The organism is Streptomyces sp. NBC_01092 (assembly GCF_045039535.1).
Classification (GTDB): domain Bacteria; phylum Actinomycetota; class Actinomycetes; order Streptomycetales; family Streptomycetaceae; genus Streptomyces.
Genome location: NZ_CP108659.1, coordinates 8,738,425 through 8,763,397 on the forward strand (window position 1 = coordinate 8,738,425; position 24,973 = coordinate 8,763,397).

At 68.5% G+C, this 24,973-nt stretch carries 25 protein-coding genes and 2 pseudogenes; 4 read left to right on the forward strand and 23 right to left on the reverse strand.

The features are described 5' to 3' along the window. Positions 1-18: 18 nt before the first annotated feature. The 21 genes and pseudogenes from OG254_RS39505 to OG254_RS39605 form a co-directional block, all read right to left on the reverse strand. Positions 19-1,152: a hypothetical protein gene (locus OG254_RS39505; RefSeq protein ID WP_405591910.1), complete on the reverse strand. Its 1,134-nt coding sequence runs from the start codon at positions 1,150-1,152 to the stop codon at positions 19-21. Then, on the reverse strand, positions 1,136-1,966 hold the full coding sequence (locus OG254_RS39510) for a thiopeptide-type bacteriocin biosynthesis protein (RefSeq protein WP_405591913.1): 831 nt from the start codon (positions 1,964-1,966) through the stop codon (positions 1,136-1,138). The genes OG254_RS39505 and OG254_RS39510 overlap by 17 nt, the downstream gene beginning before the upstream one ends. Then, positions 1,963-2,871 carry an endonuclease/exonuclease/phosphatase family protein gene (locus OG254_RS39515; protein ID WP_405591915.1) on the reverse strand — a complete coding sequence of 303 codons (909 nt, stop codon included), beginning with the start codon at positions 2,869-2,871 and terminating at the stop codon, positions 1,963-1,965. The genes OG254_RS39510 and OG254_RS39515 overlap by 4 nt, the downstream gene beginning before the upstream one ends. Positions 2,872-2,908: 37 nt before the next feature. After that, positions 2,909-4,153 (reverse strand): lanthionine synthetase C family protein, encoded by a 1,245-nt coding sequence (locus tag OG254_RS39520; RefSeq protein ID WP_405591917.1) that lies wholly within the window; start codon positions 4,151-4,153, stop codon positions 2,909-2,911. Further along, entirely contained in the window at positions 4,150-7,056 is a 2,907-nt protein-coding gene (locus OG254_RS39525; protein WP_405591919.1) for a lantibiotic dehydratase, read from the reverse strand. Before OG254_RS39525 ends, OG254_RS39520 begins: the two co-directional genes overlap by 4 nt. An 81-nt stretch (positions 7,057-7,137) precedes the next feature. Beyond that, a complete protein-coding gene (locus OG254_RS39530) occupies positions 7,138-7,323 on the reverse strand; it encodes an FxLD family lanthipeptide (protein ID WP_405591921.1) in 186 nt (61 codons plus the stop codon). Positions 7,324-7,388: 65 nt separating this feature from the next. Further along, entirely contained in the window at positions 7,389-8,594 is a 1,206-nt protein-coding gene (fxlM, locus tag OG254_RS39535; protein ID WP_405591923.1) for a methyltransferase, FxLD system, read from the reverse strand. Positions 8,595-8,769: 175 nt separating this feature from the next. Next, entirely contained in the window at positions 8,770-9,213 is a 444-nt protein-coding gene (locus tag OG254_RS39540) for a DUF6082 family protein (protein ID WP_405591926.1), read from the reverse strand. Then, positions 9,213-9,623 (reverse strand): hypothetical protein, encoded by a 411-nt coding sequence (locus OG254_RS39545; protein WP_405591928.1) that lies wholly within the window; start codon positions 9,621-9,623, stop codon positions 9,213-9,215. The genes OG254_RS39540 and OG254_RS39545 overlap by 1 nt, the downstream gene beginning before the upstream one ends. Then, a complete protein-coding gene (locus tag OG254_RS39550) occupies positions 9,611-10,078 on the reverse strand; it encodes a LuxR C-terminal-related transcriptional regulator (RefSeq protein WP_405591930.1) in 468 nt (155 codons plus the stop codon). The genes OG254_RS39545 and OG254_RS39550 overlap by 13 nt, the downstream gene beginning before the upstream one ends. Positions 10,079-10,336: 258 nt before the next feature. After that, complete coding sequence (locus OG254_RS39555) at positions 10,337-11,035, reverse strand: hypothetical protein (protein ID WP_405591932.1); 699 nt, start codon at positions 11,033-11,035, stop codon at positions 10,337-10,339. Between the two features lie 68 nt (positions 11,036-11,103). Next, on the reverse strand, positions 11,104-11,262 hold the full coding sequence (locus tag OG254_RS39560) for a hypothetical protein (RefSeq protein WP_405595680.1): 159 nt from the start codon (positions 11,260-11,262) through the stop codon (positions 11,104-11,106). A 135-nt stretch (positions 11,263-11,397) separates the two neighbouring features. Further along, a pseudogene (locus OG254_RS39565) lies at positions 11,398-11,661 on the reverse strand (repressor LexA); the annotation flags it as partial. A gap of 67 nt (positions 11,662-11,728) precedes the next feature. After that, entirely contained in the window at positions 11,729-12,985 is a 1,257-nt protein-coding gene (locus OG254_RS39570; RefSeq protein ID WP_405591934.1) for an acyl-CoA dehydrogenase family protein, read from the reverse strand. A 78-nt stretch (positions 12,986-13,063) separates the two neighbouring features. Then, on the reverse strand, positions 13,064-13,663 hold the full coding sequence (locus OG254_RS39575; RefSeq protein WP_405591937.1) for a GAF domain-containing protein: 600 nt from the start codon (positions 13,661-13,663) through the stop codon (positions 13,064-13,066). Continuing rightward, on the reverse strand, positions 13,663-14,259 hold the full coding sequence (locus tag OG254_RS39580; protein WP_405591940.1) for a GTP-binding protein: 597 nt from the start codon (positions 14,257-14,259) through the stop codon (positions 13,663-13,665). Before OG254_RS39580 ends, OG254_RS39575 begins: the two co-directional genes overlap by 1 nt. A gap of 5 nt (positions 14,260-14,264) precedes the next feature. Next, the gene (locus OG254_RS39585; protein ID WP_405591943.1) at positions 14,265-14,675 is read right to left on the reverse strand and encodes a DUF742 domain-containing protein; all 411 of its coding nucleotides are present in this window, start codon (positions 14,673-14,675) and stop codon (positions 14,265-14,267) included. After that, positions 14,672-15,172 (reverse strand): roadblock/LC7 domain-containing protein, encoded by a 501-nt coding sequence (locus OG254_RS39590; protein WP_405591946.1) that lies wholly within the window; start codon positions 15,170-15,172, stop codon positions 14,672-14,674. Before OG254_RS39590 ends, OG254_RS39585 begins: the two co-directional genes overlap by 4 nt. A 29-nt stretch (positions 15,173-15,201) precedes the next feature. Continuing rightward, positions 15,202-16,596: an ATP-binding protein gene (locus OG254_RS39595; protein ID WP_405591948.1), complete on the reverse strand. Its 1,395-nt coding sequence runs from the start codon at positions 16,594-16,596 to the stop codon at positions 15,202-15,204. A gap of 240 nt (positions 16,597-16,836) precedes the next feature. Further along, on the reverse strand, positions 16,837-17,409 hold the full coding sequence (locus OG254_RS39600) for a hypothetical protein (protein WP_405591951.1): 573 nt from the start codon (positions 17,407-17,409) through the stop codon (positions 16,837-16,839). Beyond that, the gene (locus tag OG254_RS39605; protein ID WP_405591954.1) at positions 17,406-17,909 is read right to left on the reverse strand and encodes an ATP-binding protein; all 504 of its coding nucleotides are present in this window, start codon (positions 17,907-17,909) and stop codon (positions 17,406-17,408) included. The genes OG254_RS39600 and OG254_RS39605 overlap by 4 nt, the downstream gene beginning before the upstream one ends. 160 nt (positions 17,910-18,069) lie before the next feature. On the opposite strand from OG254_RS39605, the gene OG254_RS39610 reads away from it, so the two are divergent. Both OG254_RS39610 and OG254_RS39615 read left to right on the forward strand, forming a co-directional pair. Further along, a complete protein-coding gene (locus OG254_RS39610; protein WP_405591957.1) occupies positions 18,070-19,470 on the forward strand; it encodes a helix-turn-helix domain-containing protein in 1,401 nt (466 codons plus the stop codon). Beyond that, positions 19,467-20,348: an aminoglycoside phosphotransferase family protein gene (locus tag OG254_RS39615; RefSeq protein WP_405591960.1), complete on the forward strand. Its 882-nt coding sequence runs from the start codon at positions 19,467-19,469 to the stop codon at positions 20,346-20,348. Before OG254_RS39610 ends, OG254_RS39615 begins: the two co-directional genes overlap by 4 nt. A 645-nt stretch (positions 20,349-20,993) precedes the next feature. Here OG254_RS39615 and OG254_RS39620 read toward each other — a convergent pair. After that, on the reverse strand, positions 20,994-21,560 hold the full coding sequence (locus tag OG254_RS39620) for an NUDIX hydrolase (protein ID WP_405591963.1): 567 nt from the start codon (positions 21,558-21,560) through the stop codon (positions 20,994-20,996). A gap of 577 nt (positions 21,561-22,137) precedes the next feature. On the opposite strand from OG254_RS39620, the gene OG254_RS39625 reads away from it, so the two are divergent. Together OG254_RS39625 and OG254_RS39630 are read left to right on the forward strand one after the other, a co-directional pair. Continuing rightward, on the forward strand, positions 22,138-22,335 hold the full coding sequence (locus tag OG254_RS39625; protein WP_405591966.1) for a hypothetical protein: 198 nt from the start codon (positions 22,138-22,140) through the stop codon (positions 22,333-22,335). 323 nt (positions 22,336-22,658) lie between these two features. Then, a pseudogene (locus OG254_RS39630) lies at positions 22,659-23,870 on the forward strand (UDP-N-acetylglucosamine--N-acetylmuramyl-(pentapeptide) pyrophosphoryl-undecaprenol N-acetylglucosamine transferase). Here the strand turns inward: OG254_RS39630 and OG254_RS39635 are convergent. Next, positions 23,824-24,228, reverse strand: coding sequence for a low molecular weight phosphotyrosine protein phosphatase (locus OG254_RS39635; protein ID WP_405595469.1), 405 nt, complete (start codon positions 24,226-24,228; stop codon positions 23,824-23,826). The pseudogene OG254_RS39630 and the gene OG254_RS39635 overlap by 47 nt on opposite strands. Between the last annotated feature and the right edge of the window lie 745 nt (positions 24,229-24,973).

Sequence of the window (24,973 nt, forward strand, 5' to 3'; positions counted from 1 at the left end):
GGGTACGGCCAATCAAGATCATTTTTGCTCAATTGGGCAAGGATGATCTCGGCGAGCAACGCTTTCCCGGATTGTGTGATCGCTCGTACGCACCGCATGCTCCAGTTGGTCACGCAACTCATCGGGGATCGTTCCTGCTCCGAGTGCGCAAGCGGTGAGGAGAGCTCGGCACTCCTGTGCCTCTCGATCAGCAGCGAGGGCGGCACACAGGGGGTGCGTCAGGATCTCTCGGGCGGCATAACCGTCGGAGGCTTTGATCGCCCTGCGGTGCAACGCCTCGACCACGAGGCGTGCTTCAGCCCCTTCGGGCGAAGCGAACATGTCCAGCGCGGCGAGCCCGAGCCGCGTGTTGAACACGGTCAGGTCGTCCCCGTCTAGACCTCTGAGGCACATGGTCACCAGGTTCTGCAGGGTGCGCTGCCAGGGCAGTCCCGCCGTCCGATGGCACACGATGCTCAGGCAGTCGGTCACGGCGTTTTCCCAAGGTTCACCAGGCTTCGTGTCGGCCAGGAGGCTGTCAGCGCTGAGGGTGTCTCCGGTGGTGAGTGCGGCTAGTACGGCGACCTGGCGGCCGTCGAGCATGCGCTGTCCAACGCCGTGGTGTGCTTCGACGTGGGCGAGTGCTTCAGTCCAGCGGCCGGCGGCGGTCAGTGCGCGTGTTCCATCGGCGAGGAGGACTCGCCATAGCCAGGCGCGGACCTCTTGGCGATCGTCAGCTGTTGAGGTGAGGCCGGATGGTACGGCGATGTCCTCGAACAAGGTGGTGGGGGCGTTGGTGCTGACCGCGTCGAACAGCTGGAGGAGCGTACGGCGGCCGTCGTCGTATTGCCCGGCGCGGATGGCGAGACGGGCGAGGTTGATGACGGGTTCGAGGGCTCGGATCGCGGTCCTGCCGGGCAAGGGGACGGCGGCCAGGTAGGCGGCAGCGTGCTGGTGGCACAGTGTGCGGGCAACGTCCGGGATACCGGTGTCGGAGGCGATCAATGCGGCCTGGTTGTAGACCGTGGAGGCCATGCTCGGGTCGCCCGACTTTGCTGCGCTGTCGGCGAGTTCGGCGAGCGCGCCTACACGCTGGGGCAGCGGGAGACAGGCCGGTCGGGGCCGGGCGACGAGCGGGAAGCGCCGGGCCAGAGTGTCAGGGAGTTCCCTCACGGTCTGCGGTGCTCCTTTCCGCGGTGGGGTCCGGGCCAAAGATGACGGTTCTCGCGGCGTCGGCGAGGGTGGCCTGGGTGGAGTAGGGCAGACCGATGCGGTTCCAGGCGAACAGCACGTGGTGAGCGAGGACGTCGCGCAGGCCGCGGTGGAGCAGCCCCAGCTGCATGAGATGGGCCAGATCCCTCCCGGTGTCGGCGTAGGCGCGGGCCCATTCCGCAAGGTGGGCCAGTGGCCCGCCGGTACGCATCAGCTCTTCCCCGTCCACGGAGATCAACCGCTGTACGGCGGCCTGTAGTTGCTCTCCGCTCGCTGATGGGGTGTCTAGGGGCAGTGCACGGTGGGCGCCGACGCGTGCCCAGACGTCGCCCTGTTCGTACCAGTCGAGCCCGGCGGAGCGCATCAGGAGGCTGCACAGCATCAGGGACATCTCGCGTCGCTGCCGGCCACTCTCCCTCTGAAGGTGTTCGAGCAGACTGCGGCTGTCGTGGTGGAAGAGACGGTGTGCGCTGGCCATGGCTTCGGGGCCGCCGAAGGCATGCACCTCGGGCTCGTAGACGATCTCCGTCCACGCGGTGATGGCACCCTCGGCAACCAGGTCGTCGAGGCCCTGGCCGATACGGTCTGCTCCTCCGCTGGCGGGCAGGTAGCGCACACGCCAGCACGGGCTTTTGCGGATGATGAACCATCCGGCGAGGAGGCCATCTTCCTCGGCGGTACGCAGAACGGGGGCGAGTCGGGACACGGCGACGGTCTCGGCGCTGTCCCAGTCCGAGAACACGACATTGGCCTGGCACCAGGCAGGCAAGATCATCGGAGGGTCTCCGCGGTGTATGCAGCTGCCAGGTGCGGTGTCAACGTTCGTTCGAGGCGTACCAGGTAGAAGCGCAGGATCAGGAGCGAGTGGTCGGTGGCTTCGCGGGTGTCGTCGTTGTCGATGACTTCGACGCTGTGCAGCGCGGAGGCGAGGCCGCCTGCCCCGTAGGGGCGGTCAATGCGCTGGGGACCGCCCTGGTCCGGTTTTTGCTGTCCGGCGGTGGCGTTGAGCGCCTCGGGCTGGCCGAGGTGGTCGGCGGCATATCGGGCAAGGTCGAGGTAGCCGGCGTCGGTCATGGAGGCGTCGGGACGGGTGTCACTGCGGCGGTGTCCGTCGGCGTCGAGGTAGGTCCGGTGGACCATGTGCGCGCGATCGGTCACCGTGTCCCAGTCGGGCAGGACGAGGCGCTCGGGATTGCGCGGGTAGCTGTTGGTGTCGCCTGCGGCGAGGGTCACCATGCCCGGCTGCGCGTGCATGGCCAGCCAACCGGCTTCCGCCAGACGCTGGTTGGCGTCGAAGCAGCACATGTGGAAGGAGATGAGGTTGAGCGGCACCGGACAGTTGCCGAGCCGCGCGACCACGTGGCAGGGGTGCAGCCACCACGGCTTGGCGCGGGGGCGTGCTTCGGCGACGTCGAACAGGGAGGACCGGAGGTAGACGGCGGTCGCGATGTCAGCGTCCGCGTACGGGTTGGGCGCGGAGAGGAACCCTCGCAGCCCGAGCCGCTTCTCCGTGGCGTGCAGGCGCTCACTGCCCCGATCGCGGCTGAACTTGGCCTCCTGCTGGAGGACGACGTCCGGCTCAACCCCCGCGAGGACGTCGAGTGCAAGATCCCGGTGTTCGCCGTTGCGGCCACCGTCGGCCTCGATGTTCCACACGGCGACGGTCACGAGGTCAGTCACTTCAGACCTTTCGGTATCAGTACGGATGGGCGCGGCATCACGCCAGAGCGAGGAAGGTGTCCCAGTGCGGAGCGGGCGCACGGCCCGTGCCCACGGTGTGCAGAGCGAGTGCTGCTCCGGCCGTTCCGTCAAGAAGTTCCGGGTTGGAGGCGCTCTGGTCGAGCGCGGTGATCAGGCGGTTGGTCAGGATCGGCAGCTCCGCGGTGATCTCGGGGCTGTCCGTCTCGGTGGCCATCCGCCAGGCCGCCTGAAGGAGTCCGGCCATGCCGTGGCACAGCCCGGTCTCGGGGAGCGTGTCCAGGTAGAGGGGGTCTTGCAGGGCGGAGAGGAGGGCGTTCTCGGCCATCGCGACGCGTGCCCGGTCTCTGAGGGCGAGTCCGGCCAGCTGCTGGGCACGGGCGGTGCCGCTGACGCCGTAGCACCAGGATGGCCGGGGCCGAAGGGAGCAGTGGATCTCGTGGTCGGTCACCTGCTGGATCGAGAGGTGTCCCGGCCACCAGGGCGTAGTCTCGCTGCCTTGCCGCCAGTGGTCGGTCCAGGCGCAGATCCTCGCGATCGCGTCGGCCATCCCGGGCACGGTCAGCCCGCCGAGCAGGGCTTGAGACAGGACGGCGAGGGTGGAGCCGATGCCGTGGGCGAGCCCGAAGTTGCCGTGCCCGCCAGGGTAGTCCGGGTGAAGGACGCCGCTGGGGGCGACGTCCGTCCACCACGGCGGCAGCCCGGCTGGGTCCGATAGCGGCTCGGTCAGGCGTACCAGGTAGGTGATGACGTCCGAGGTGATCTCGTGGTGCGGGTGGCGGCTGAGGTGGTAGGCGCCCAGTCCAGACAGACCGCGGATCAGGTCGAACTCTTCCATGAGGGGGCGCTCGGCACGGGCGATGCGCTGGTGGGCAGCGGCCAGCCGGCTTCGGGTGAGGGAGAGGGTTGCGGTGTCCAGACGGTCAAGGACCGGCAGGTACCGGCTCGATGCGCTGGCCGCCCGGTGCATCACGTACGCGAGGGCGGGAGCGCCGAAGTACAGGTTCGCGTTGGCCGCGGCGCTGACTTCGCCGTGCACGGCCGCCCTCAGCCAGGCGTGCGCGGTGGACCAATCCCCGTGCCCGGCCCGGGCGCGCTCGATATGAAGCAGGGCGATGCCTGAGGCTCCTCCGGCAAGTGACTGGGGCCAGGACCGGCCGCCCTCTGGGCGTCCGCCGGGCCACGCTGTGCCCGGGTCGGCCAGCGCGTCGGCCAACCGGTCAGCCGTCGTCAGTGCAGTGGGGGCGGGTGCGGTGGTGATCACGATGTACTCCTTGCGCGTGCCGTCCAGCTGAGGGCAGCGGCTCTGGCCAGGTGGAGGTGGGCGCGTTCCTCGGGCAGTCCCGGCCCGCGCATCCGCACGTGGTGGAGGTGCAGCAGGTCCGGCAGCAGCTCATGGGGGTGGGTGGCCGCGTCCGTGAGCGCGCGGCGGTAGTCGGCCAGTGCTTCGCGGCGGGCGGTCCAGGCTGCGGTGACGTTCTCGCTCAGGCTGGCCGGGGGCGCGTTCACCAGGTCGACGGCTTGGCGGTAGACGGTGCGGGGCGGTGCGGCCGGGTCGGTGCGCGTGTGTTCGATCAACCACTGCATCGCCGTTGTGCTGTCGCCGAGCACCGCCGTGGCGATGTCCACCATGCTCGCGGCGGTTATCGCGCGAACGTCGGGAGCGTCCGTTCCTGCCGGGGTGGCGAGTTGAGCCAGGGCGGCGGCGGAGTCGGCGGCGAAGTATCGTTCGGCCGCGTCGATGGCGGTGGGGCCACCGAATCGGGCGGTTTCCGGGTGGTAGGTCTCCACACTGGCGTGGGTGATCAGGCTGTGCTGCCGCAGGCGTCGGGTCCACTCGCCGATCGACTCGAAGGCGGCTCCCAGGGTGCCGGGCCGGCAGGTCAGGCGCACCCGTAGGTGGTCGTCCGGATCTCGGTAGCGGACAAACCACCATTGGAGAGCCCCGAGGTCGTCGCCCAGGAACGACGGCAGGTGCCGGGTCAGGAGGGCGTCCTGACGGTCCCGGTGGCCGTGGAGGTGGAGCGAGATGCGGTCCTCGCATCCGGGCAGATGACCGTGCTCCCGGCTGACGGCGCGACCTGGCCCGCGGACGGGGACGACGTTCTGCTCGGTACTCAGGGGAATGACGACTTCGTGGGCACGGCCACCGGTCCAGCCCAGATCCTGCGGGCGTGGTGCCGGGTGCAGCGTTACGGTGCCGTCGCGGTCCAGGTGGACGCGGAGCAGGGCTCGGTGGGATGGCTCCGTCAGGTCCAGGGCCATGCACTGGTCGGCCTCGCTCAGGTACACCCGGTCGGGCAGCTGTACGCCGTGGCGCCACTGGGTGAGGGCGTCGTCCCATTGCGGCCACGGCGCCGGCGCGGCAGGCAGGTCGTCGCGGGTCAGGAGCCAGCGGGCCGGGGAAAGGATGGTTCGGCCGTAGCGCAACGCGGGCAGGAACGGCAGGTTGGAGGCTGCGGTGCCCCATCTGAACCCGGTGCAGGGGACGGCCAGTGCGGAGGGTGCCTCGGCCAGGAACCGGCACAGCGGGTGCGAGTGGTGGCCCAGGTCCACGGCGTTGAGCAGCAGGGTGTGGACCGGGCGGCGGCGGGACAGGGAGATCAGGTGCAGCCGTTCGGCATCGGCAGTGACCGCGAGGTCCGTCACGGGCAACAGCTGGGCGTCCGGCCCGCGGTAGTCGCCGAGCGAGATCACCAGCTCGGTCGCCTGCGGGGCGCGGGCGACGTTCTCCGCGGATACGGACAGCGGGGTGGAGATGATCTGCGCGCGCAGGGCGTCTTCGTGTACTGCGGGCAGGGCGTCGTAAGCCTCGGTCATGCGGCGGCGGTCTTCGTCGTCGAGCAGATGCAGAAAGCGTCCGGTGGTCGCTCCGGCCGAGCGCGCCACCCCGACCACGTGCAGAGTGAACTCGCCCTGGTCGAGAGCGGTGACGCTATCGGCGTCGATACGGACGGTCAGCTCGGTGCTCGGCTGGACGGGATGGCCCGGATCTACGGTGGCCAGGGCCTCGATCGCCGCATCGTCCAGCTGGATTTCGAGGCGGCGCTGCATGCCGGCGGTGTGCGCGAGTTTGATGAGGCTCCTGTCACGGTCGGGCAGCGGGGAAGCCGCCGGAGAGGAGGCGGCACCGAGGAATCCGGACGGGTAGCCGAGCATGTCGATCGCGTCCAGGACGGGGACGGCCGCCCCTGGCCCATAGCGGTCCAGGAAGCGGCTGTGCCACTCGGCCCAGCCAGTCAGTGACGTTCGTGGCGCGAGGCGGATGAGTGCCTTCGCTGCCGCTGCCGCCTCCTGTACGACTGCCGTGGACATGGTCAGGTCCCAGTCCACCCGCAAATCGAGCGCGGACCTGGGGGCGGACCGGATCTTGGATGCCTCAGCGGAGGGGAGGTGCTGTGCCTGTTCAAGGAGGGGGGTGAGCGGGTCGGTGACGGTCATTGCCGGCCGGAGGCTGGTGAGCAGGGCCCGTTGCCTGACCAGGTCTGCGATGAGGCTGTCGATCACGGAGGGCGGCGCGCTCGGGAAGCTGGTGGACAACTTCGCGGCGAGGTCGCTCCACAGGACCGGCGTCCGTGCCCCGTCCAGAGCTTCGCGGACCGGTGCGGTCACGCGTATTCGCACGTGCTCGGGGCCTTTGTCGGGCGTTCCGCTCGGGCGGTGCTCGATCATCATGTGCCCGTTGCGTTCGACGAGGAGGCTGGAGGCGAGCAGCATCAGGCGGGGCCGCAATGCCGGGTGCTGCTCGAAACGGTCGATGAGGGCCGTACTGTGCGCGGCGTCTGATCTGGCGACGGCACGGTGGGCGGTGCCGACGCGGAGCGCGGGTACCGCGCCTATTCGTACGGCCGCGACACCGGCGAACAGGCCGAAGGGAGTTGCCCGGGTGTGAGCACGCAGGAGATAGCGCAGCATGGCGATCACTGTGCGCCGCACGGCAGGTGCCGGTAGCGGTCGGTCGGCACAGATCTGTTCCACCCGGCTCGCGAGGTCGGGGCTGGCTGCTTTGACGGCCGCCGCGAACTCCGTGTCGTTCCAGGTCTGTTGTAGCCACGACCGCCAGGACGCCGGGTCCTCGGACGCGCCGGTGAGATCCGGCCATACCGTCTGGTGGTTGGCATGCCATGCCGCCGCCCGGACCAGTGCCGCATCAATGAGGCGATACATGAGCCCCTCCTGTAGCTGCGTGGGGCCCGGCCGCGCCCATGGAGCGGGCACGGCCGGGCACAGCGTTGGACACGGTTGGTGCTACGCCGGGCAGCTCGTGCACGCGGTCGCGCACGTGGAGTTGCAGCCGTCATCCGTCATGCGGATGAGCTGGTCCGCGGAGGGCCCGCCCTCAACGATGGTGATGTCAAGCTCGAACTCGGTGAGATCCGCCGGTTCGGCGGACGGCGTCGCGGGCTTAACCGGCCGCTCCATTTGAACTGTCATGCATGCCTCCTTGAAGCAGTGGATGGAAGGTGCAAGGTCCCGGAGCCCTCGTGGGCCCCGGAGTCTTAGGCCCAGGACGCGGTGACGATCCCGTGGCGGCGCAGAACGGCGGCCTGGGGCAGGGGGGACGGGGCGGGGGCCGGCAGGTACCGGAAGGTGGCAGCTCCCCGGCGACGGTGGTGTTGGGCCCAGCGGCGCAGCAGCTCCGCGTACTGGTGGGCGAGGTTTTCGGCCTGCGGGCCGTGGGCGATGACGCCGCTCTCGAAGCCGCCGGTGTCCTCGTTATCGCGGCGGGTGCGGTAGGCGATGCTGTCCTCGCTGACCAGGGCAGGCACGCCGAACTGGACCGCCGGTGTCACCAGCCCTTGCTCGATGACGTCCTTGGCCGCGTGCAGCCGCACCGCACGCGGCAGGTTGAGCGTGAGGTACAGGTCCAGCTCGTCGGGCAGGTCCCATGCCGCCCCCGACCAGTTCACCAGCCCGGGGGTGTCCAGGGCATGGTTCAGCGCCTGCGCGTTGAGCGGCACCGTTACGTCGTCGGTCTGCACGACGACGCCCTCTCGCAGCATCACCTTGCGTTCCTCGGCGGCGCCTTCGCCCTGCATGGGCACGAAGTGAGCCAGGCGGTAGGAGTGGCTGAGCAGGCCGGCACCGTCGCGGTCGAAGGCGATCGAGCGGGTCGTGCCGCACACTGTCAGCGGGACGACGAGCCGGCCTTTCTCGGTGAGCCCGTCGATCCAAGACGGGGGGATGTCCCACGCCGCGGCGGTGACGATGATCCGGTCATACGGTGCCCCTTCGGGGACACCGGCCTCGCCATCGGCGAGGACCGTCTTCACCTGCCGGTATCCGGCCTCGTCCAAGCAGAGGCGGGCGCGGTCGACGATGTCGCGGTCGATGTCGACCGTGGTGACCTCACCGTCGCTGCCCACGAGTTCCTGGAGGTAGGCGGCGTTGACGCCGCCCGAGCCGATCTCCAGGACCTTCATCCCGGGCGCGATGTCGGCCTGCTCCAGCATCACACCCTGAAGGTGGGCGGCGGACATGACGCTGACGTTCAGGCCGCTCTCGTCCTTCTTGACCGGCACAATCCGGTGGAGATCGTAAACGACCTCCAGGGACGCCTCCGGTGCGAACTGGTGCCGGGGCACTGCGGCGAAGGCAGCGGCGACACGGTTGGACGTGATCGCGTCCTGGTCATGGAGTGCGCGGACCATGTCCGCACGCAGCGTGTCGGGATCGCGAACAGGCGAGTCATCCATTGCAGTCATCCGATTCCCTACTTCTGTTGGTGGTGGTCTTGCGGTGGCCCAGCTCGTGCTTGTAGTCGGCGAGGGCGCCAACCACGGCTCCGTACCTGGAGAACGGATTCGCGCCGCCGGGTGGTGTGGCTGTCGGAGTTCGGGCTGAGTGCGGCCGGGGCTCGGGGGCTGGGCCGCCCCAGTCCTAGGCGGCGGCGGGCTCTGTGTCGTCGGCCGCTGCGGTGTACTCGTCGTCGAGGATCGAGTTGAACGTGTGGTCGATGCGGTCCATCGCTTCCTCCTCGCGGAAGGTGCCGGATCGGGCCCAGTACGCCCGGTAGGGGGCGCGCTCCATCAGGGCGCGGGCCTGCACCCGCAGCGCCGCTCTGTCGGGCAGGCCGACGCGGTGCTTCGCGGAGAGGAAGCTGACCAGCCGGTTGCAGTGCATCAGCTGGACGTTCTCTTCGTCGGACAGGCCGTCGGTTGCCCAGATCGCCTGGTGCTCGGGGTCCGCTGCGGTGTCGGCGATCAGCCTCTGATGCATCTCTGCCGCCTGCAGGGGGAGTCGCTGCCGGTGCCGGCGTTCGGCGAGCCAGAGCCCGGCGGCCCCCACGGTGGAGGCGACGAGGACGGCGTGTGAGGTCTTCATCAGGTGCCTTTCGTGGCGGCGTGCTGCGGGTTCCGGCACGCGGCACGCTCCTGTTCTTGACGCACTTCTTCGGTGGCTTCGACCAGGCGATGGATGAGATGGGCGAGGTTCTGTGCGCGGTGCGCCACCAGCTTTTGGCTGGCGTGCGGGGGCGACAGGTACAGCCGTCCGGCGGCTTGGCCGAGCGTGGCTTGCGCACCGGTTCCCGCCTCCGAGTCGGCGGGGATATTCAGGCACCCGGCGCGCAGGTCCTCGGCGACGGCCCGGCCGAACTCGGTCAACGTCTCGACCATGCCCAGCGCGACAATGACGGACGGGAGGCGGGGGCCCTTGAGGTCCCAGGCGAGCGCCGTCTCCACGAGCGGCAGGATCTCGGCCTTGCCGGGGACGGTGGGTGTCACCGCAGCCATGCGATCACCTGGTCTTCGGTCAGGATCTGGTACTGCCACGCGCGGGTGATGGCGTGGGCTCGGTTTCGGGCCTTGAGGTTCTGCAGCAGTTCGCGGCCGTCCCGGCGGACGATGCCGACCGGCCGTTTCAGCTCGGTGGCCATCTGTGCAGCTGCCATTTCTCGTGCGATGAGCGGGATGATGTCCCGCTGTTCACAGGGGATGTCCAGGGCCTCGGGGTCCAGCATGTCCGGCCGGGGGATGGCCTGGGTGGCGTAGCCGGCGGCGAGTGCGGCGGCGTTCTCGCTCACGCCGTACAGCTTGCGCTTGGCGAGTTTGAGGTAGCCCGCTGCCGTGCTCTCGCGGATCTTGAGGTTCAGCGCGACCGCGGCGAGCGTGCTTCCGTCGGCCAGTCCTTCGAGGACCTGCCGTTCTCTGGGGGCGAGGTCGAACCTGGCTACGGTCGTGGTGGTCACTGCTCAACTCCTCGGCGTGCGTGGGTGATCTGCTGGCACAAATCGGCGACGGGGGGAAGTGCGGGCCGTTGTGCAGCGGGACGGGCGATGGGGTCATGGGCAGGTGATGACGGCGGCGTAGGCGCGATCCAGGGGAGGGGGCAGGTCCCTGCCGCCGGGCGGGGAGTTAGGGGTTGCTCGGCGACAGGGAGTGGAACCCGTGCGCGGCAGTGGATGGCAACGGGGCTGCCGAGCAGGGGAGTCAGCAGAGGGCTGTGGTCAGGGGACGCTGGCCTGTTCGAGTAGCCGGGTCAGTAGATCGGCCTGGGCGGGGTCGAGATAGAGCTCCACTCTGTCTGGTTCGTGCCGGCATCCCCGGGCCCCTTCTGCCTGGACGAGGGAGCCTGTGACGCCGGTGAGCAGCCAGGCGAGCCGGTCGGTGATGTGGCGGATGCCGTCGGCATGGGAGAGGTCGAGTTCGGCGGCGATGCCCGGGGCGCCGAGCAGTTCGGCGAACGCGGGGACGGTGCCCGCGCTTTCGGAGTCGTGGAGCAGGAGGCTCAGCGCGCCAGGTCCCGTCACCCGGACCTCGTAGGGCAGGGGGTGGGTAGCGAGTGCGCCGTCCAGGGCTGCTGCGGCGGCATGCGTGACGATGCGTGCGTCGAGGGTCAGCTCGGTCAGCCGGTGAACGGCCTCGGGGGTGGCAAGCCTGATCACGAGGTCCATGCAACTGTCGAACCGTGCGCTGGCTTCGATGCCGTTTTCGGTGAGCCAGGCGTTGGCCTGGTCAGGGTCACGGTCGAAGGGCATCCTGCCGGCCGTGAGCAGGGTCAGGTCCAGGGCGCCGCCAGGCGCTACCTCGACCCGGGCGGCGAGCCGGGCGGCCACGAAAGCGTCGTCCAGGTGCTGCTTCAGCTCGGCTGCCGATGGGGTGCCGGTGTCGGACGGTGGGCAGTCCAGTGGTGGGGTGTCGGACATCAGAGCATCAGCTCCCCGTCAGCTTCGGGCGTCAGTGGCTGGTGGGCAGGGGCGAGAGAGTGGCTGTCTCACGGGTGATGGGTGTCCACCGGGTAGGCGAAGTCGGTGACCTGGCCGAAGAGGGCCCGGCCAGGGCGTGTGATGGTGTGGGCGTCAACTACGGGCAGCTGTTGCACGGTCAGCAGTGCTCCGTCGAGCAGGGCCTGGCGGTGAGCGCGATCGAGCACGACCCTGAGGACTATGGGTTCTTCTCCGTAGATGACACTGATGTGCTGGGGGCAGCACTCGGTGTGTCTCGGGGTGGGACGGGGCGGCGCTGGCGCTGCGGGGACGTCGGCGACTATTCGGTACGTGCGTGGGCGGCCCGCGTCATAGGCGATCAGCCCCATCGCTTGCAGTCGGTCGAGCTGGTGGGTCACGGATGACGTACTTGCCAGCCCGGGAGCCTCACCGATTTCGCGCAGGGAAGGCGCGTACCCCCGCTCTCTGGATACGTCGCCGATGAACTGGAGGATCTGCCGCTGCTGCTCTGTGAGTTCGTGTGATGCCATGGTGAGCGGACTGGCGGTGTTCTCAACTGCCTGGAGCGGACTACCGTCCGCTACCAGCAGATCGTCATTCGTCATGGATTACCTGAACAGGTCATTTGGTGGACGAAGCAGGGGACGTGAGTGGCCGGCCCGGCGCGCAGGGTCATGCGGGGGCCGGGTCTGGTGTGGGCTGGATCCAGGCGGCCTCGGCCGCGAAGTGCTCGGACCATTGGCGGGGCATGGTTCCCAGGGCGGTCTTGGCGAGGTGGATGCGCTGGAACTCGCCGGTGCCGGCGGGCGGACCGCCGTGCCAGACGTCGCGGAAGAACCGCTGGAGTTCGTAGTCGGCGTCTAGGCCGTGCGCGCCGTGCAGCTCCATGGCGTCTCGTGCGGACTCGGCGGCGAGCTGGTGGCCGGCGTGCTTGGCGCCGATGAGCTGGCTGTCGCAGGCCACACCGTTGTCGAGGAGGTGTACGGCGCTGTAGGCGGTGGTCATGGCGGTCTGGAGGCGGCCTTGCATCTCGCCGAGGCGGTCTTGGACGACGGGGTGCTCGGCCAGGTAGCCGCCGTAGCGGGGCCGGTCGTTCAGGAAGCGTGCGGTGGTGTCGACGAGTGCTTCGTGGATGCCGAGGCTGACGGCGGTCAAGTTGGGGCGGCCGTAGAGGATGCTGGCGCTCTGCGCCACGTACAGGCCCTGGCCGACCTCGCCGAGGACGTTGGCCGCGGGTATGCGCACCTGGTCCAGGATGAGCCGCCCGGCCGAGAAGCCGTGCAGTCCGAGGCGCGCTCCGTGCGTACCGTGGCTCAGTCCTTCGCGTTGGTTCTCGACCAGGAAAGCCGTCAGCGCCGCAGAGGCCGTGACGCCGGGCGGGGCGGTGCGCGCGACGACGACGTGGAGCCCGGAGAGGTGGCTGTTGCCGATGTGGATCTTCTCGCCGGTGATGACCCACTCGTTCCCGACGAGCTTAGCGGCGGTCTGGCAGCCGCCGATGTGGCCGCCCGTATCCGGTTCGGTGACTGCGATGGACGCCAGCATCGTCCCGGCGGCCACCTTCGGCAGCCACCGTTGCTTCTGCTCGATCGTGCCCCAGTGGCGGATGGCGCCGACGGGGATCAGGGTGGCCTGGAGGATCGCCGCGGCGGTGGCGGAGACCACCCCGATGCGGTGGATCAGCACCGTCTTGGCGACATGGCCCGCCGCCATCCCCCCGTACTCCTCGGGAATCGTCACCCCGAACCAGCCCCGCTCGCGCATGAGCCGGGGCAGCTCCCGCTCCAGCTTGTGCGGGGCGGCCTCCATCCGCTTCACGCGGGGAGCGACGTGCTCGGAGGCGAACTCTTCGGCTTCAGCCCACAGTTGCTCGTGAGCGGGGTTGAGGTACGGGCGGAGTGCCAGGGGTGGGGTGCCGGTGGTGGGCATGGTCGTCTACCTCTCCCTGTGTGGGGTCGCAAAGCGGGGTGCGGCCGGGTCCGCGTGTGTGTGGGGAGGGGTTGGGCGTCAGGGACCAGGGGTTTTGATCTTGAGTACGTCCGCGGTGGTCTGGGCGGCGTCTTTGACGATGGCCTGGAGCCGGTCCGCGTCGTTCAGGGTGCGCGGCTCGGGGTCGATGATGCAGAACGTGAGCAGGACGAGGCCGGTGGCGTCGTCGATGACGGGGCTGCCGAAGTAGCTCTGGATGTTGATGGCGTCGGCGACGTGGTTGCTCTGGAACCGCGGGGAGGCGGCCACGTCGGGCAGGGGGAGACCCCGCTTGCGTTGCACGACCTCGGGGCAGTAGCCGTGGCCGCGGCTCATGGTGCGGCCGACGATCGGGTAGCCGGCGTCGGGCGGCGGCTGGTAGAGGCCGAGGAAGGTCTGCTCTTCGCCGAACGCGTTCGCCATGGCGTAGATGAACCCGCTGCGCTGGGCCATGTCGGTGGCGATGTCGTCGAGTACCTCGTGGCCTTCAAGGCTGATGCCCAGTTCGCTGAACCTGTTCAGGCGCTGCTGCATCTCGGCGAGTTCGGTGGCCGGGTCATCGGTGAACGCCTCGATCTGGGCCGTGCGGGGGGCGGGGATGGGCACGGTGGGGGCCGGGTGGCGCGGGGAGTAGGTCATCAGGCGTCCAGGAGGGTGGAGTGGGTGGATGTGATGCGCGTGATGTGCCGGACCAGGGTGATCAGGACCCCGGCCACGGAATCGGCGTTGCGGGCGTCGCAGAACATCAGCGGCACCTGCTCGTCCACGTCGAATGCCTCGCGGACCTCGGGCAGGGTCCGGGTTTCGGTTCGGGGGAACCGGTTGACGGCGATGACGAAGGGCAGGCCGAGCTGTTCGAAGAAGTCGGCCGCGGGGAAGCTCGACTCCAGCCGACGGGTGTCGGCCAGCACCACGGCGCCGAGCGCCCCTTCGCACAGGTCGTGCCAGAAGCTCCAGAAGCGGGGCTGTCCCGGCGTGCCGAAGAGATACAGCTCCACGGGGTCGGGGACATCCCAGCCGACGCGGCCGAAGTCGAAAGCGACCGTCGTGGTCGTCTTGCCCTCGACGCCCTGAAGACTGTCGGTCGCGGTGCTCTGTGTGGTGAGGACTTCCTCCGTGCGCAGCGGTGTGATGTCGCTGACGGAGCCGATCGCGGTGGTCTTGCCGACGCCGAAGCCTCCCGCGATGACCAGCTTGGCGATGGCGCGGTTGGCGGGGGACGGGGACTGGGTCATGGGAGTCACCCGGCCTTCGCGGTCGCGTTGGGGTGCCGGCGCATGAGCCCGGCGCTGATTGCCTGGAGCAGTTGCAGGTCGCTGCCTGCGCTGCGCCGGTCCGGGATGGGCAAGGCCAGAGCCTGCGCGTCGATCAGGTCGGAGACGAGCACGCTCACCGCGGTCACGGGAAGTGCGAGGGTGCCGGCCAGCTCGGCGAGCGGACGATGCCGCTGAGTACAAAGCTCGATGATTCTGCAGCTCTCCTCGGACAGCCCAGGGCGCGGCGAGCGGCGTCCAGGCCCCAGGACGGTGTGGAGACTGAGGTTGTGACGTGCGCGGGTGCGGCCGTCGGTCACCGCGTACAGCCGGACGATGGTGGCCGTGTCGTCCAGGGCCTGGCCCTCTAACGAGTCCTGGCCTGTCGGGGCGTTCATGCGTTGCCCTGGCCGTCGTGGGCCCGGACCGGGGTCGTCATGAACGGGGCGAACCGCTGCACCAGACGCCCGACGGCGAAGGCGACGGCACCGACGTTCGCGTCCGTGCGGGTCAGCACCGTCAGCACCGTTGCAACGCTCTTCCCGGCCGCGGTGAACGCGCTGCCCACCCCGGCCTCGGTGAGGAGGAACAGGGTGTCGTCGCGTTCGATGAGGATCTGCTGTACCGGCCGCTTGTCGCCCGTGGGGCCCGTGACGCCCTTGGCCAGGGCCGCCAGGCCGGAGGCCGCTGCGGCCAGTTCGTCGGTCCAGTCCTCGTCGGCGTTGGTGGAGTTCATGTGCGAGGGGACGACCTGCTTCATGCCGTCGCGGGAGGCCAGCAGGGCGTGCGTGACACCGGGGGTGTCCTCTACGAACTCGTCGATCAGGCGCGTCATCTCCTCCTTGACCTCATCGGGGGAGATCACGGGGGCGGCGGCGTTCACATCGTGGGTCATGGCGGGTCGCTTCCTGCGGGTAGTGGGGGTCAGGTCTGGGGGGAGGCGGGCGTGTCGTGGGCCGGATCCGTGTTGATCCCGGCGCGCAGGCCCGTACGCCAGTCGGCCAGGGCCTGGGGGTTCGCGGCCGGAGCCGGTGCCGCAGGCTCGTTGGCCGCCTGGTCAGGCATCGGCCTGGCCACTCGCCGGCGCCGGGGCAGAGGGGATGCGCTGCCGCTGTCAGCCTGCTCCGCGGGGCGTGCGGTGCTGGGCGTCGGGCGCGCGGGCTGCTGGGCGGCTCCCACAAACGCCAGCTGCGGGGCGGCGGGGGCGACTGTGACGGTGCCGATCGTGGGGGTCGTCGGAACGAGGTACTGATTGGGGACGACGACGTTGGCGGTCGTCCCGCCCATCGGGTTCATCGCCAGCCAGACCTTCAGGCCGTACTTGGCGGAGATCTTCGCGGTGGTGATCAGGCCGAGGTTCCCGGCGCGGACCTGGCCTGCGACATCGGCTTGAGCAGGGTTGGCGAGAAGGTGGTTGAGCATCGTCCGCTTGTCCGGGTTCATCAGCAGCGTTGCCCGGTCTTCCACCTCGATCAGCAGGCCGTGAGCCACCTTCTGTGCACTGACGGTGACCTTGGTTACCGGATCGGAGTGCTCCAAGCCGTTGTCGATGAGCTCGGCGAGCAAGTGCGCGATGTCGGGGTGCACATGCGCGGGCAGCGCGAACTTACTGCCGACGTCGCCGGGGACCGTCTGGACTCGCTTGTACTTGACCACCTCGGACTTCGCGCCGCGCAGCACCGTGGTGACTTGCACAGGCGCCCGCGTCTCGCGCAGGGACTGGCCGCCCAGGACGACAGAAACGCTCTCCACCATGCGACGCAGCCGCGTCGCGAGGTGGTCGATCTTGAAACTCCGGTCCAGGAGTTCAGCGTCCTCGGTCGCCATCTGTAGACGGGTCAAGTGATCCAACATCTCGTCGATCAGCACGTGTTGGCGCCGCGTGAGAGTCCGGTGCATCGCCACGAGTACCGCAGCCTGCGACTCATCGTGCGTCCGCAGCAGAGCGTTCGCTCCCTGCACCTGGAGGTTGCCGATCAGCTCGATAACCTTCTCATGCGGGTCGTCACCAGCCAGTTGAGGCTCTTGGGGGAGCGGGGGGCGGGCACCCTGGCAGAGCTGTTCCGCTGTCCAGATCATGGTCTGTTCGGCCGCACTCGCCGATTCCGCGATGCGCTCGAAGTCGGCAGCACGCTGTTGCTGAAGGGACATGGCCACAGCCCGTACTCGGGAGACGCCCACCAGACCTGTGATGACGAGGCCGCCGCCGAGAGCCAGTGCGAGCTGCGTGAGGCTGAACTCGTACAGCCACGCGGCACCGAGGACCACGCCCCACAGCACAACGATGGATACAAGTGATGCGGCCAGCACGCCGGACACCTCATCGAAGAGGTAACGGTCCACCCGAGGCCGGCGGTCTCGTCTGCGGCGGTGGGTGACCGGGCGAGTGGGGGACACGCGGTCAGACATAGGAGGGGATCTCCGATAGGTCGGTGAGTGGGGTAACGGGCAATTCGTGATGCGAGTCCGCTGTCTACGCCCTGATGAAGGTCAGGAGGATTCGCCGCAGGGAGGGCGAGGCGACACCAGGTCTCCGCACCGGAGTCAAAGCCTGCACGCTCACTGGCTGCCTCCCTCTGCCCGGGCCGCTCGCCCGTGGCGGACCAGCTCCTCCACCTCATCCACGAAACAGAGGTCCCTAGGAGACTCCATCGGGCGGCACCAGTACGCGTGCCCCTTCGGCTCAGTGAGCCGGATCGCCGGAACACCGAGGTAGTTGTCACGGCGCAGGCACTCCACGCCGGGGAAGTCCCGGTCATTCCATGGCCAGGAGGCGCTCCCGGGTACGAGGGCGTAGTACAGCTGTGTGCGGAGGTCCATGAACACCGCGCCGCCGTCAAACCAATGACGGAGGAAGACGTCCACCTTTTCCAACTCATCCGTCTTGGCCACAGCCCACACCATGTGAGCGGGGATCCGTACGGCGGCCAGGATGCCGCCGCAGGCCAGGAGCGCGATCCCTCCTTGGCCGTCCCATTGGCTACGCGCCAGGTCCTGGTCCTCGGCGGCGCCGAGGAGCCAGTGAGTAACGGCGAGCTGACGCTCTTGCAGGGTCGTGACCCCGGTTGCCTCAAGCCCGCCTCCGTCCGATTTAGTCGGCCCCAGCTCTCCGGACGTAAGCGCACTCGTCACGACGCCTCCCGCCCCTGCGGGCTCTCATTCGCATCGCTGTCGCTGATAAGGAAGTTGGCCCACACGTCCTTGCCGCCGTTGATGAGCGAGCATCCGAAGTCGTCAGCGGACGCCACAACGAGTTGCAGCCCTCGGCCGCGCTCGGCCTCAGGGCCAGCGTGGGCGAGCTGCGGTAGAGCGACATCGAAGTCCCGTACGCAGATATTCAGGGCTCCGGGCAATCGCGTGACCATTAGCCGCGCGCTCCGCGCCCCCGTACGCGCGTCCGGTTGCGTGTGCCGCAGAACGTTTGTCAGCAGCTCCGTGGCCGTCAGCGCGACACGGCCACTCAGGCGGGGCAGGCCCCACAGCTCCAAGTGGGCGCGGATGATGGCTCGGACGCTGGGCACGGCCTCGCTGATGACGTCGAGGTCTATCTCCAGCCGTCCCGGCTTGCTGCGCGTCATCGCACGCACGCCGGTTGCTGGCGCAGCGGGTACTTCCAAGAGGAGGTCGGCCATCTCAGATCCACTTCGGTCTGGCGGAATCCCCACCAATGAGGTTTGACTGCGGTGTGTACTGGTGGAACCGGTCGGCAACCATTCAGTCAGGCCGCGAGACCCGCGTGCAGATCCGGATGCGGAGACCTGAGATATCCGCATCACGACCCAGGGGACGCTGATGCCGCAGCCCGAGAAGGAGCTCAACCCTGACGCCTCACCACAGGAGTGGTTCGGCGCTGAACTGCGCTACTGGCGCAAGCGCCAACCCGGCCTGACCGCTGCCCAGTTGGGGCCGATGGTGCAGGTCAGCCCGGATATGATCTCCAAGATTGAGAAGGGCATTTACCGGTGCCAACGGGACCTCGCCGAGCGACTGGACGCCGTCCTCGAAACGGGCGGAGTCCTCACCCGCGCGTGGGGGATGGTGTGGGGTGATGCGGATAAAAAACGGGGTGATGCGGATAGTGCCGGCAAAGGGCCGGTGGAGGGCGCCATTCAGGTCCACCGAGGCCGCATGCTGGGCGGAGAGACCTCAGCCCCGCTACTTGGGAGCGTTCCGCCAGTGGACCGACGCGCCTTTCTGGCTTACACCAGCCTTGCCGCCATCGCCCCGATAGACCTCGCCGGCCTCGTAGCTCCGACTGCACCACCCGAGATCCCGAAGAGGATTCGGCCGAAGGAACTCGATCACCTCAGTCTCATCGCCGACGGCATCCACCGTTGGGACAACACGCAGGGCGGTGGGGGTCTGGTCGGCGACTTCGCGAGTCGCTCCCTGGCGTGGGCCGTACGGCTGCTGTCCGTCGACTGCCCGCAGCAGCTCCGCCCGGATCTCCTCAGCAGCATCGCGAGGTTGGGAATCGTCGTCGGCGCGACCCACTTCGACGCCTACTCCCACGACGAGGCCCGGGTCGCCTTCAAGGTCGCCTCCGAATGCGCGGAGGAGGCCGGCGACTGGTGGCTCCGTGCGAAGACGTTCTCTTTCCTCTCCCGTCAGGCGACTTGGCTCGGTGATCCGGACGAGGGCCTGACGTACGCGGAGAAGGGTCTTGTCCGCTCCGATCGGCTCACCCCGACGATCCGGGCCATGATGCACAGCGCCCGTGCCCGCGCCTTCGGCAAGATGCACGACGTACAGGGCACGATGGCCGCAGTCGGTGAGGCGGATGATGCCTTTGCCCACTCGAACCCGGCCGAAGACCCGACGTGGATGCGCTACTACGACGAGGCGCAGCACCACGGCGACACGGCACACGCACTGTGGGACCTGGCGATCCACGCTGAACAGGACCCGGGGCGGGCTGCGGACCGGTTCGCGACGGCGGTAGCCGGACACAGCGACGACTACGCCCGCTCTCGCGGGATCTCCGGTACGAAATTGGCGTCGCTCGTCATGGCGAAGGGTGACCCGATGCAGGCCATTGCCCTCGGCCATAGGGCCCTCACCGACGTCGGTCGTCTCACCTCGCAGAGGGCTGCCGAAGACCTGAAGGAACTTCGCCGATTCGCCGGACAGCACCGTACGCTGGAGGAGGCGGCGCACCTGCGCCAGCGCATCACGGCTACCTTGCAGGCATGACACTCTCGGCTGGTCCCGCCCGCACCGTACTGGAAGAAGCCTGCGCCACCGCTGGCTTCAACACGGCAGGCGCCGAGCCCGTTCGTATCGCCGAGAACGAGATATGGCGCCTCCCTGGCAAGGTGATCGTCCGCATCGCGCGCACCGGCCAGTGGAAGGCGGCCGTCCGCGAGATCCGCGTCGCCCGGTGGCTCGCCGACAACGACGTGCCGGCCGTCCGCGCTCTCCCAATCGAGCAGCCTGTAGAGGCCGCAGGCCGCCCGGTGACATTTTGGGTCGAGCTCCCGCCGCATGAGAACGGCACCGTCCGGGACGTCGTCAGGCTGCTGAAGATGCTCCATCCGTTGCCCGTGCCCGCCTTCCCGCTTGACCGGCTCGACCCGTTCGTACGGATCGCTGAGCGGATCGACGCGGCGACGTCCCTATCGGAGGATGACCGGGAGTGGCTGCGGCACCAGCATGCGGAACTCCGCGCTCGGTGGGAGCACAGGCCCGTGGGCTTGCGCGAATGCGTCGTGCATGGTGACGCGTGGGTCGGCAACGTCCCTCGCACCGCGGCCGGGCCGATCCTGATGGACTTCGAACGGGTCTCCGTCGGTCCGCCGGAGTGGGATCTCGTCTCCACCGCGGTCAAGATGACGACAACCGGCGCAGTTACTCGGGCCGAGTATGCCGAGTTCTGCACGGCGTACGGTACGGACGTCACGCAATGGGAGGGGTACGAACTACTTGCCGGAGCCCGAGAGTTGCGCATGGCCACCTACGCGGCCCAGCACGCCGCAGCCCGCCCCGAGTGGCGGGCCGAGGCTCAATACCGCCTCGACTGCCTGCGCGGCCGAGCAGAACCACGCCCCTGGCACTGGAAAGGGATCATGTAATGACCGCGCTCAGCCAGGCATAGGAGTCTCCAACAACTCGATCATGCTGGAGGCGGCTTGGAGGCCGTGCTGCTGCGTTGCTGTACGCCGCCTGTTGCTGCTTACCTGTTGTGGGGTGATGGTTTTGAGTGGCTGCGGTTAGTCGAGCCGCGGAGGTCCCCCACGCAGCGAGCATCGTGAATACCTGCTCCGCCCGGTCCAGGGTCAGCCGCATCGCGCCGTAAGGTTCCACCGCGTATCCGGTGCGGTGGCCGTGCAGATGTAGTTTTGCCACCGCTTGAACCGCGGCATCGATCTGTGGCACCTCGGTCGGCGGACGAGAGCGTGCAGCTCCTCCGCCCACTCCCAGCCGAGATCGCGGAGCACGGTTCGAGCTTCTTCCTTCTCCCAGCCGCTTCGCGCCACCAACCCATGTCGGTGGTCCGTCGAGAAGATCATGTCGGGGTTGGTCATCATTGCGCGTTCATCCCCGGCTCGACGGTGACAGCGGTTAGCCGCTCGTCAGGTGCTGCGAGAAGACAGATTGTCTTCCGCTCCGCGGGGCGCTCGGTAGTGGTGAGTTCCCCCGCCGGGGCGCCGGGCCTGGCAGTTGGGCCTCCGGTGAGCAGGTGGCTGGGGCCAGCTCGGCCCCGTCCTCCCAGGCGGTTACACCGGCTGCCCTTCTCGCAGGTACACGGCGGTCCCTGATGTGGCAGCTTCGTGAAGCGCCTGCAGGGTGCGGGCGGGTGCGGCGAGCATCATGTCCTGCAGTTCGTCGGCCTTGAAGAACGCATACTGATCATGCTCTGGGCTCAGGCGGATCTGGGCCTCGCCCGTCAGGGTGCCGCCGTGGAAGAAACAGTCGAGAACGGGACCAGTTCCACAGACATTGACGCGGTGGTCGACGCCGATCAGCCGGAGTTCGGTGCTGATCTCAACACCGGTCTCCTCGTGTGTCTCCCGCCAAGCAGCCGTCCGTGGGTCCTCGCCGTGGTCGAGCATCCCACCTGGCAGCCACCAGTGCCCCGCGTTTGGCTGGCCGGTCCCGTAGCGCAGCAGCAGTATCCGGTCCTGGCGGTCGAGGAGTACGACGCAGGCGGCGATGAGGGCCTGCGGTTGCGTCTTGATCCACTCCTCGCGGGGAATCCAGGTTACGCCCGCTTCGCTGTCGACACCGGACGCGGGTTCCTGCTCGGCAGGGTCGGTAACGGAGGGCAGTGGGGTGGTCTCCATCCGAGTGAGGTTAGGGCCCTGAGAGGTGGGCCGGGGGTAAACACGTCGGCTACGCCCCTTTCAGCCCAGGCGACTTGACGGCCCAGCCCGGCCCGCTCGCGCGAGGTGGTTGCCGTCCCGGCTACCGGCGTCCCCCTCCTGGACATGCGGGTCCCAGTCTTGGATCGGACGTCCCGGCCCGTCCGCTGTGTTCCGCGTCCGACTCCTCGACCGCACTCCGCCGCAACTCCAGCAGCTCTGGCACCGGCAGATTCAGCACACGGCCCAACGCTGCCACCGTCTCGGCAGACGGCAGCGGCTGTCCGGGGCTGAGCGCCTCCCACACCTTGGTACGCCCCACACGAGCCTTCTGAGCAAGCTGCGTCCGGTTCAGCCGGGCCACGGCCAGCCCATCGGCCAGCCTCTGGCGCAATTCGGTGAGTGCCGGGCTGTCGCCACTCTGCTTGTCGTGCACGTACTCGCTCCCAAGGCCCTTATGTGTTCGCCGGTGTTCATCTTCGTCCTGGCGAACCCCGGTGGACACCGTTTGCGCGACCTTCGACCACGTCAACACCCCACCATGTACAAGGAGTTTGTCGTGGCTGTCGCCGTCGCCCTTTTGACCATCGCACTTGTGATTGTCGTCGCGCTGCTGGCCGCGGCTGGCGCGGGCAAGCTCGCCCGCATGGACGGCGCCACCTACCCCGCCGCCCTGACCAGGGCTGCCACCGCCTTCGCCGCGGTCGTCACCCTCGCCGCAGCCGTGACGACGGCCCTCACCGCCCTCCTCGCCTGAATACAGGACGGTTTACGGCTGCTGGGTAGACTTCTTCCGGTCCCCGATCAAGGGCGACTTCGGCGTCGCTCACGCGATTCGCTGCACGCACCCCGGACCGACTACCACGGCCCTCGTAACGCAGGCGGCTCCTCCCTTGTGAAGCCCGTCCGCAGGTCAGTACGGGTCTCCCTGGGGAATCAAGCCGACCAATTCTGAAGCGGAGCCGATTACAAGGTGGCCGAATTCAAGGAGCCCCATCAACTCGGCGGGCAAGACCGTGCTCCGCAGCCGCTACTGTGGCGACTCGCCTGATCTAGCGCCAGATTTGGAGCAACCCCCAGATGAACAGCGCCCCTTTCCGTCTCGTCGTCACGGGCGGCGGAACCGGTGGACACACCTACCCCGCGCTGACCGCTGTGCGAACTCTGCAGGCCCGGCTCGCTGCCGATGGCACGGCGCTCGAGACTCTGTGGATCGGGACGGCTGACGGCTTGGAGGCGCGCGTGGCCCCGGCCGAGGGCATCCCCTACACCAGCGTGGTGACCGGATAGATCCGCCGCTCGAAGAACCCATTGAAGTTGGCGTCGCCGGCGAACGTGCGGGATATGGCACGGGTACCGCTGGGGGTGGTGCAGGCTCGGAAGGCGATCGATGGTTTCCGGCCGGATGTGGTGCTCGCGACGGGTGGCTATGTGGCGGTCCCGGCCGGACTGGCGGCGCGGATGTGCCGTCGTCCGCTGGTGCTGCACGAGCAGACGGTCAGGTTGGGGCTGGCGAACCGGAAGTTGGCGGCATCGGCAGCTCGGATCTGCGTGTCGTCGGAGTCGACGCTGCCACTGCTTTCGGAGTCGGCGCGGCAGGTCGCTGTGGTGACGGGGAACCCGGTACGACCGGAAGTCCTGTCGGGACACGCAGACAGGGCCGTACAGGCGCTGCAACTGGGGGGCTTCGACCGGCAGCTGCCGACTGTGTACGTCACCGGCGGCGCGCAAGGGTCGCAGCAGATCAATGAGCTGGTCGGCGAGGTGCTGCCGTGGCTGCTGCGGCAGGCGAACGTGGTGCACCAGTGCGGCCCGGCCAATGTCGAGGGACTGCGGGCGCGGGCGGCCGGGCTGCCCGCCGGGCTCGCGGGCCGGTACTACCTGGCTGGCTTTGTCGGCCCGGAGCTGCCGGACGTGCTGGCGCTCGCGGATGTGGTGATCTCCCGCAGCGGTGCGGGGACGCTGGCTGAGCTGACTGCGCTGGGCAAGCCTGCTGTGTTTGTGCCGCTGGCGTCGTCGGCCGGCAACGAGCAGGCGCACAACGCGCGGCATCTACAGGAGGCCGGGGCAGCGGTCGCGCTCGAAGGTGCGGTGACGGCGGATCAGGTGCGGAACGCGTTGGGCCCGCTCCTGGCTGATGCCCAGCTTCGGTGGGCGATGGCGGACCGGGCCCGTGCGTACGGCCGTCCGGACGCGGCCGACAAGCTCGTGGACGAGATCCTTTCGGCTGCGTTCGGTCAGCCGGTTACTGGAGCGGCTGGCCGACGTGGAGAGCCGTCCCTGCCTCAATGAGGACAGCGCAGTCGTTGAACGCGACGTGGTCCTTTCCCATGGCGTCGGGGACGTCGCGGTCGCCGAGGTACAGGGCGAGCTTGGGCTCGTTGGCCTGACCGCAGATCGCCCGCAGAGTGTCGAGGACGGCGGTGTCCATCGCCAGGACGGTTTCCGCCCAGTCGAGCATGTCCAGGGTGATCTGCTGCCCGCGGTGACCGGTGAGGTCGTGGCCGAGGCGTCGGGCGGCGTTGACCATGGACTCGTTGGCGGGTTGGTCCTGCCATTTCCCGATCAGCCCTGCCGAGCGGACTTCCAGGCCGGTGCCGCCCCTGCGGGCCAGTGCGTCCTCGGCGAACGGGCTGCCAAACGCCTCGATTGGACGACGCCGGACACTTTCAGCTCACGGCAGACGTGAATAAGCCCCAAGGGACTGGAACCTCTTCCAGGAACATGTCAACGTACAACGTCCCCGAAATTCCCAGGTCAGAAGGGGGCATCGCATGGTCGGCATCGATGGAGGCATCCCCGGAATCCACAGTCGTCCTGCCGCCAGTTCCATTCGAGGGAGACCTTGCCGAAGCCCGTCATGCGATCCACTCGCCCTGCCACCCCATTTTCTTGGCGCTCAGCGCCATTAATGTGTGGACGGATCGGACCACGGCGCACTACTACGCCCTGTCCACTGCACTGTGCCTGTGCGTCTGTGCGGTCGGCAATGGAGTGGCGTGGATCTGTCCGAACGCGGCTGCCGCTGTGATCGCGCCGTCGCTCACATCGCATAGTCGCTCACGCTGGGGCGGCGACCCGCAGTGTCCCCCGACCGGTCAGTGCGCCCGAGCGTGTCGTGGCACGAAGTCATAGCGGACTCACGGATGACGGAATTCCCTCATTCGTCACAGACGGTGCGGCGCCCGTAATCGGTTCTCGCTACCTGGCGTCCGATTCCGCGTGGGCGGGCGCAGTCTAGTTCACGATCCCCGGTTACCGAAACCGGGGATCGTGCGGAGCATTAATGGTGTTCGCACCCGGCTGTGCTTGGCGGTGGAGCCGTAGCGAATAGTTCCGTCAGTTTGCCTACCCCGATCGGTAGGCGCGGCGTGTTGAATTTATCCGCCTGTTCG

Bases quoted from the DNA above. Each gene is read 5' to 3' on its own strand.
- OG254_RS39510 (WP_405591913.1), bottom strand. From the start codon at position 1,966: ATGATCTTGCCTGCCTGGTGCCAGGCCAATGTCGTGTTCTCGGACTGG.
- OG254_RS39525 (WP_405591919.1), bottom strand. From the start codon at position 7,056: ATGTATCGCCTCATTGATGCGGCACTGGTCCGGGCGGCGGCATGGCAT.
- OG254_RS39530 (WP_405591921.1), bottom strand. From the start codon at position 7,323: ATGACAGTTCAAATGGAGCGGCCGGTTAAGCCCGCGACGCCGTCCGCC.
- fxlM (WP_405591923.1), bottom strand. From the start codon at position 8,594: ATGACTGCAATGGATGACTCGCCTGTTCGCGATCCCGACACGCTGCGT.
- OG254_RS39540 (WP_405591926.1), bottom strand. From the start codon at position 9,213: ATGAAGACCTCACACGCCGTCCTCGTCGCCTCCACCGTGGGGGCCGCC.
- OG254_RS39545 (WP_405591928.1), bottom strand. From the start codon at position 9,623: ATGGCTGCGGTGACACCCACCGTCCCCGGCAAGGCCGAGATCCTGCCG.
- OG254_RS39555 (WP_405591932.1), bottom strand. From the start codon at position 11,035: ATGTCCGACACCCCACCACTGGACTGCCCACCGTCCGACACCGGCACC.
- OG254_RS39570 (WP_405591934.1), bottom strand. From the start codon at position 12,985: ATGCCCACCACCGGCACCCCACCCCTGGCACTCCGCCCGTACCTCAAC.
- OG254_RS39575 (WP_405591937.1), bottom strand. From the start codon at position 13,663: ATGACCTACTCCCCGCGCCACCCGGCCCCCACCGTGCCCATCCCCGCC.
- OG254_RS39580 (WP_405591940.1), bottom strand. From the start codon at position 14,259: ATGACCCAGTCCCCGTCCCCCGCCAACCGCGCCATCGCCAAGCTGGTC.
- OG254_RS39585 (WP_405591943.1), bottom strand. From the start codon at position 14,675: ATGAACGCCCCGACAGGCCAGGACTCGTTAGAGGGCCAGGCCCTGGAC.
- OG254_RS39590 (WP_405591946.1), bottom strand. From the start codon at position 15,172: ATGACCCACGATGTGAACGCCGCCGCCCCCGTGATCTCCCCCGATGAG.
- OG254_RS39605 (WP_405591954.1), bottom strand. From the start codon at position 17,909: ATGGCCGACCTCCTCTTGGAAGTACCCGCTGCGCCAGCAACCGGCGTG.
- OG254_RS39610 (WP_405591957.1), top strand. From the start codon at position 18,070: ATGCCGCAGCCCGAGAAGGAGCTCAACCCTGACGCCTCACCACAGGAG.
- OG254_RS39615 (WP_405591960.1), top strand. From the start codon at position 19,467: ATGACACTCTCGGCTGGTCCCGCCCGCACCGTACTGGAAGAAGCCTGC.
- OG254_RS39620 (WP_405591963.1), bottom strand. From the start codon at position 21,560: ATGGAGACCACCCCACTGCCCTCCGTTACCGACCCTGCCGAGCAGGAA.